The sequence below is a fragment of the Dickeya undicola genome (assembly GCF_000784735.1).
GTDB lineage: Bacteria > Pseudomonadota > Gammaproteobacteria > Enterobacterales > Enterobacteriaceae > Dickeya > Dickeya undicola.
This window is the reverse complement of the sequence record NZ_JSYG01000044.1, coordinates 1-319: the sequence shown is the minus strand read 5'-3', so window position 1 is coordinate 319 and position 319 is coordinate 1. Positions and strand designations below refer to the sequence as shown.

Genomic DNA, 319 nt, shown 5'->3' with positions numbered 1-319 from the left:
TTGGTTCTGATGGTTGTGCATGGGAAGTGTGAGCATAACGGTTGGAATAAAAAGAATTTGCCTGGCGGCGAGAGCGCGGTGGTCCCACCTGACCCCATGCCGAACTCAGAAGTGAAACGCCGTAGCGCCGATGGTAGTGTGGGGTTTCCCCATGCGAGAGTAGGGAACTGCCAGGCATCACATTGTGGTGTAAGAAGACACCGGTTATCGGATTGACTCCTCTGATAACGTACAGAATCGGTGGTGCGGTAGTTCAGTCGGTTAGAATACCGGCCTGTCACGCCGGGGGTCGCGGGTTCGAGTCCCGTCCGCACCGCCA

1 tRNA gene and 1 rRNA gene are annotated in these 319 nt (G+C 56.4%); both read left to right on the top strand.

From position 1 onward, the window contains the following. The first annotated feature begins 60 nt into the window (after window positions 1-60). A 5S ribosomal RNA gene (rrf, locus tag OB87_RS18605) occupies window positions 61-176 on the top strand. Between the two features lie 66 nt (window positions 177-242). After that, window positions 243-319 (top strand) — tRNA-Asp (locus tag OB87_RS18600).